This window comes from Streptomyces misionensis (genome assembly GCF_007896895.1).
Classification (GTDB): Bacteria; Actinomycetota; Actinomycetes; order Streptomycetales; family Streptomycetaceae; genus Streptomyces; species Streptomyces misionensis_A.
On record NZ_VOGW01000180.1, the window covers coordinates 65093 to 69642 of the forward strand.

Consider the following 4550-nt stretch of genomic DNA (forward strand, 5'->3'; position numbering starts at 1 on the left):
GCGCCGCAGGCCACCGTGCCCGCGCCCCGGGAAGCCGAGGCGCTGCCGCAGGAGGAACCGCAGACCGGCGCCGCCGACCAGGCACCGGCCCCCCGGTCCACCGGCCCGGCCGCCCCCGGCTACGACGACGCCGAGCGCGAGGCCGTCCTGAGAGTGATGCGCGAACGCCGCGACATCCGCAACGGCTTCCGCGACGACCCCATCCCGCACGAGGTGCTGCTGCGCGTCCTGGAGGCCGCCCACACGGCGCCCTCCGTGGGCCACTCCCAGCCCTGGGACTTCGTGGTCATCCGGTCCGCCGAGACCCGCCGCACCATGCACGAACTGGCCGTGCGTCAGCGCGAGGCGTACGCCAAGTCGCTGCCCAAGGGCCGGGCCAAGCAGTTCAAGGAACTGAAGATCGAGGCCATCCTCGACACCCCGGTGAACATCGTCGTCACCGCGGACCCGACCCGCGGCGGCCGGCACACCCTCGGCCGGTACACCCAGCCCCAGATGGCGCCGTACTCCGCCGCCCTCGCAGTCGAGAACCTCTGGCTCGCCGCCCGCGCCGAAGGCCTCGGCGTCGGCTGGGTCAGCTTCTTCGACGAGCGCGAGATGGTGCGCGCCCTCGGCCTGCCCGAGCACCTGGAGGTCATCGCCTACCTGTGCGTCGGGTACGTCGACGAATTCCCGGACGAGCCCGAGCTGATGCAGGCCGGCTGGTCCAAGCGTCGCCCCCTGTCCTGGGTGGTGCACGAAGAGACATACGGCCGCCGCGCCCTCCCCGGAGAGGAACCCCACGACCTGCTTGCCGAGACCGTCGCACAGATCCGCCCGCTCGACGCCAAGGCGCTGGGCGAGGCATGGGAGCGCCAGAAGCGCATGACCAAGCCGGCCGGCGCGCTCGGCATGCTGGAGATCATCTCCGCGCAGCTGTCGGGGCTGTCCCGGCAGTGCCCGCCGCCGATCCCGGAGCCCGCCGCCGTCGCCGTCTTCGCGGGCGACCACGGTGTGCACGCCCAGGGCGTCACCCCCTGGCCCCAGGAGGTCACCGGTCAGATGGTGGCCAACTTCCTGGGCGGGGGAGCCGTCTGCAACGCCTTCGCCGCCCAGGTCGGCGCCGAGGTGTGCGTCGTGGACGTCGGCGTCGCCGCCGACCTGCCCGCCACCCCCGGCCTGCTGCCGCGCAAGATCCGCGGCGGCACCTCCGACATGACCACCGGGCCCGCCATGACCCGCGAGGAGGCCAAGGCCGCCATCGAGGTCGGCATCGAGACCGCCCGCGACCTGGTTGCGGCCGGCAACAAGGGGCTGCTCACCGGCGAGATGGGCATCGCCAACACCACCGCGTCCGCCGCGCTGATCTCCGTCTTCACCGGCGCCGACCCGGCCGAGGTCACCGGCCGCGGCACCGGCATCAACGACGAGACGCTGGTGCGCAAGACCGAGGTGGTCCGCCGCGCCCTGGAACTCCACCAGCCCGACCCCGCCGACCCGATCGGCGTCCTCGCGGCCGTCGGCGGCTTCGAGCACGCCGCCATGGTGGGCCTGCTGCTCGGCGGCGCGTCCCTGCGCACGCCGGTCATCCTGGACGGCGTCAGCGCGGGCGCCGCGGCCCTGGTGGCCCGCGCCATCGCCCCCGAGGTCCTCGCGGCCTGCATCGCCGGCCACCGCAGCGCCGAACCCGGCCACGTGGCCGCCCTCAACAAGCTCGGCCTGCGCCCCCTGGTGGATCTCGACCTCCGCCTCGGCGAGGGCACGGGCGCCCTGCTCGCCCTCCCGCTGGTGCAGAGCGCGGCCCGGGCGATGCACGAGGTGGCCACGTTCGACTCGGCGGGCGTGACGGAGAAGTAGCCGACAAGGGAGCCCCGGGCGGTGGTCCGGGTGCGGTGCCGCGCCGCACCCGGCCGCCCGTCCCAGTCCCCGGGCACCCGCTCCGTCCCCCGCCGACGCCACCGTAAAATCCGCACGTCAGGGCCACCACAACGCCCCCGGAGGAGCCCGCCATGGCCGAACACCCCGCCTACCCCGTAGGCCTCCGCCTCTCCGGCCGCCGCGTGGTCGTCCTCGGCGGCGGCCAGGTCGCCCAGCGCCGCCTGCCCGCCCTCGTCGCGGCGGGCGCGGACATCGTCCTCGTCTCCCCCGAGGCCACCCCCTCCGTCGAGGCGATGGCGGACGCGGGCGAGATCACCTGGCAGCGGCGGCGGTACGCGGACGGCGACCTCGCCGACGCCTGGTACGCCCTCATCGCCACCAGCGACCCCGAGGCCAACACCGCCGCCTCCGCCGAGGCGGAGCACCGGCGCGTCTGGTGCGTCCGCGCCGACGACGCCGACCTGGCCACCGCCTGGACACCCGCCACCGGCACCAGCGCCGGCGTCACGGTCGCGGTCCTCACCACGGACGCCCGCGGCCGCGACCCCCGGCACACCGCCGCCATCCGGGACGCGGTCGTCGAGGGCCTGCGCGACGGCACCCTCGTCGCCCCCCACCACCGCACCCGCACCCCCGGCGTCGCCCTGGTCGGCGGCGGTCCCGGCGACCCCGACCTGATCACGGTCCGCGGCCGCCGGCTGCTCGCCGAGGCGGACGTCGTCATCGCCGACCGGCTCGGCCCGCGCGACCTGCTCGCCGAACTCCCCCCGCACGTCGAGGTGATCGACGCGGCGAAGATCCCGTACGGCCGCTACATGGCCCAGGAGGCCATCAACAACGCACTGATCGAACACGCCAAGCAGGGCAAGTCGGTGGTACGGCTCAAGGGCGGCGACCCGTTCGTCTTCGGCCGGGGCATGGAAGAGGTCCAGGCGCTCGCCGAGGCCGGCATCCCCTGCACCGTCGTGCCCGGCATCTCCAGTTCCATCTCCGTGCCCGGCGCGGCCGGCATCCCGGTCACCCACCGGGGCGTCGCCCACGAGTTCACGGTCGTCAGCGGCCATGTCGCCCCCGACGACGAACGCTCCCTGGTCGACTGGCCCTCGCTCGCCCGGCTCAGGGGCACCCTCGTCGTCCTGATGGGCGTGGACAAGATCGGCAGGATCGCCGGGACGCTGATCGCGCACGGCAGGTCGCCCGAGACCCCGGTCGCCCTGGTGCAGGAGGGCACGACCGCCGCGCAGCGCCGCGTCGACGCCACCCTCGCCACGGTCGCCGAGACCGTGCGCACCGAGGACGTGAAGCCCCCGGCGGTCGTCGTCATCGGCGAGGTCGTCACGGTCGGTCCGGAGCCCACCCCCTGACCGAAGACCGTCTGATCACGTGTAACCTCGGGTAACACACCCCCACCCAGCCGTTGGCACCCCACCCAGGACAAGGCAGTATCACCCTGTGGCCGATCTCATCACCGTCGAGGATCCCGACGACCCGCGCCTCTCCGACTACACGGGCCTGACCGACGTCGAGCTGCGCCGCAAGCGCGAGCCCGCCGAGGGCCTGTTCATCGCCGAGGGCGAGAAGGTCATCCGCAGGGCCAAGGAAGCCGGATACGAGATGCGCTCCATGCTGCTCTCGGCCAAGTGGATCGACGTCATGCGCGACGTCGTCGACGAACTCCCCGCCCCGGTCTACGCGGTGAGCCCCGAACTCGCCGAGCGGGTCACCGGCTACCACGTGCACCGCGGCGCCCTCGCCTCCATGCAGCGCAAGCCGCTGCCGACGGCCGCCGAACTGCTGCGGACCGCCCGCCGGGTGGTGGTCATGGAGTCGGTCAACGACCACACCAACATCGGCGCGATCTTCCGCTCGGCCGCCGCCCTCGGCATGGACGCCGTCCTGCTCTCGCCCGACTGCGCCGACCCGCTGTACCGGCGCAGCGTCAAGGTCTCGATGGGCGCCGTGTTCTCGGTGCCGTACGCCCGGCTCGAACACTGGCCGAAGGGCCTGGAGCAGGTCCGCGAGGCGGGCTTCACCCTGCTCGCCCTCACCCCGGACGAGAAGGCCCGCAGCCTTGACGAGGCCGCCCCGCACCGGATGGACAGGGTGGCGCTGATGCTGGGCGCCGAGGGCGACGGGCTGTCCACCCAGGCGCTGGTCGCCGCCGACGAGTGGGTCCGCATCCCGATGTCCCACGGCGTCGACTCGCTCAACGTGGGCGCGGCGGCCGCGGTCGCCTTCTACGCGGTGGCGACGGGCCGGCCGCGGTCCTGAGGACCCCTGCGCCGAGGACCGGTCACCCGGCGGTGCCGGGGTCGGCCGGGGAGCCGTAGCCGGCACCGGGCGACGGCGCGTCCCCGGCCGCCCGCGGCGGCTCGACCCGCGCGTGCCGCACGGGCCGTCGCCACCCGCTGGTGGCGACGCTCATGGCCCTTCCCCTGGCGGCCCTGCTCCTGCTGGTCTTCGACGGCTGGGAGACGGTGGCCACACAGGCGTCGTCCGTGGGTGCGATGCTGGGGCGCTGAGCGGCGACCCCAGGCCCGGAAGAGCGGTCCGGGCGGGGACATCCACCCATGAAACCCCGTGGGGACGGGGGTGCGGCGGACGGCACACATGCCGGCGCAGCTGGGGAGCTGCGCCGGCATAGCCGTTTCCCGGTACGGCGATCCGGCGGGCGCGTCCCGGCGGAACCCGAC

The 4550-nt window shown here is 74.4% G+C and carries 4 protein-coding genes; 3 read left to right on the forward strand and 1 reads right to left on the reverse strand.

Annotated elements, in window-relative coordinates; genetic code table 11:
* The 3 genes from cobT to FRZ03_RS30370 all read left to right on the forward strand — a co-directional run.
* Positions 1-1836: nicotinate-nucleotide--dimethylbenzimidazole phosphoribosyltransferase (gene cobT / locus FRZ03_RS30360; protein WP_146468323.1), on the forward strand; the 1836-nt coding region annotated here is incomplete at its 5' end.
* Positions 1837-1988: 152 nt separating this feature from the next.
* The gene (cobA, locus tag FRZ03_RS30365; protein ID WP_146468296.1) at positions 1989-3221 is read left to right on the forward strand and encodes a uroporphyrinogen-III C-methyltransferase; all 1233 of its coding nucleotides are present in this window, start codon (positions 1989-1991) and stop codon (positions 3219-3221) included.
* Between the two features lie 88 nt (positions 3222-3309).
* Entirely contained in the window at positions 3310-4128 is an 819-nt protein-coding gene (locus tag FRZ03_RS30370) for a TrmH family RNA methyltransferase (protein ID WP_146468297.1), read from the forward strand.
* A gap of 22 nt (positions 4129-4150) precedes the next feature.
* Here the strand turns inward: FRZ03_RS30370 and FRZ03_RS40655 are convergent, their stop codons facing one another.
* Positions 4151-4282 (reverse strand): hypothetical protein, encoded by a 132-nt coding sequence (locus tag FRZ03_RS40655; protein ID WP_261399409.1) that lies wholly within the window; start codon positions 4280-4282, stop codon positions 4151-4153.
* Between the last annotated feature and the right edge of the window lie 268 nt (positions 4283-4550).

Coding starts and splice junctions, on each gene's coding strand:
- cobA (WP_146468296.1), top strand. CDS start 1,989: ATGGCCGAACACCCCGCCTACCCCGTAGGCCTCCGCCTCTCCGGCCGC.
- FRZ03_RS40655 (WP_261399409.1), bottom strand. CDS start 4,282: ATGAGCGTCGCCACCAGCGGGTGGCGACGGCCCGTGCGGCACGCGCGG.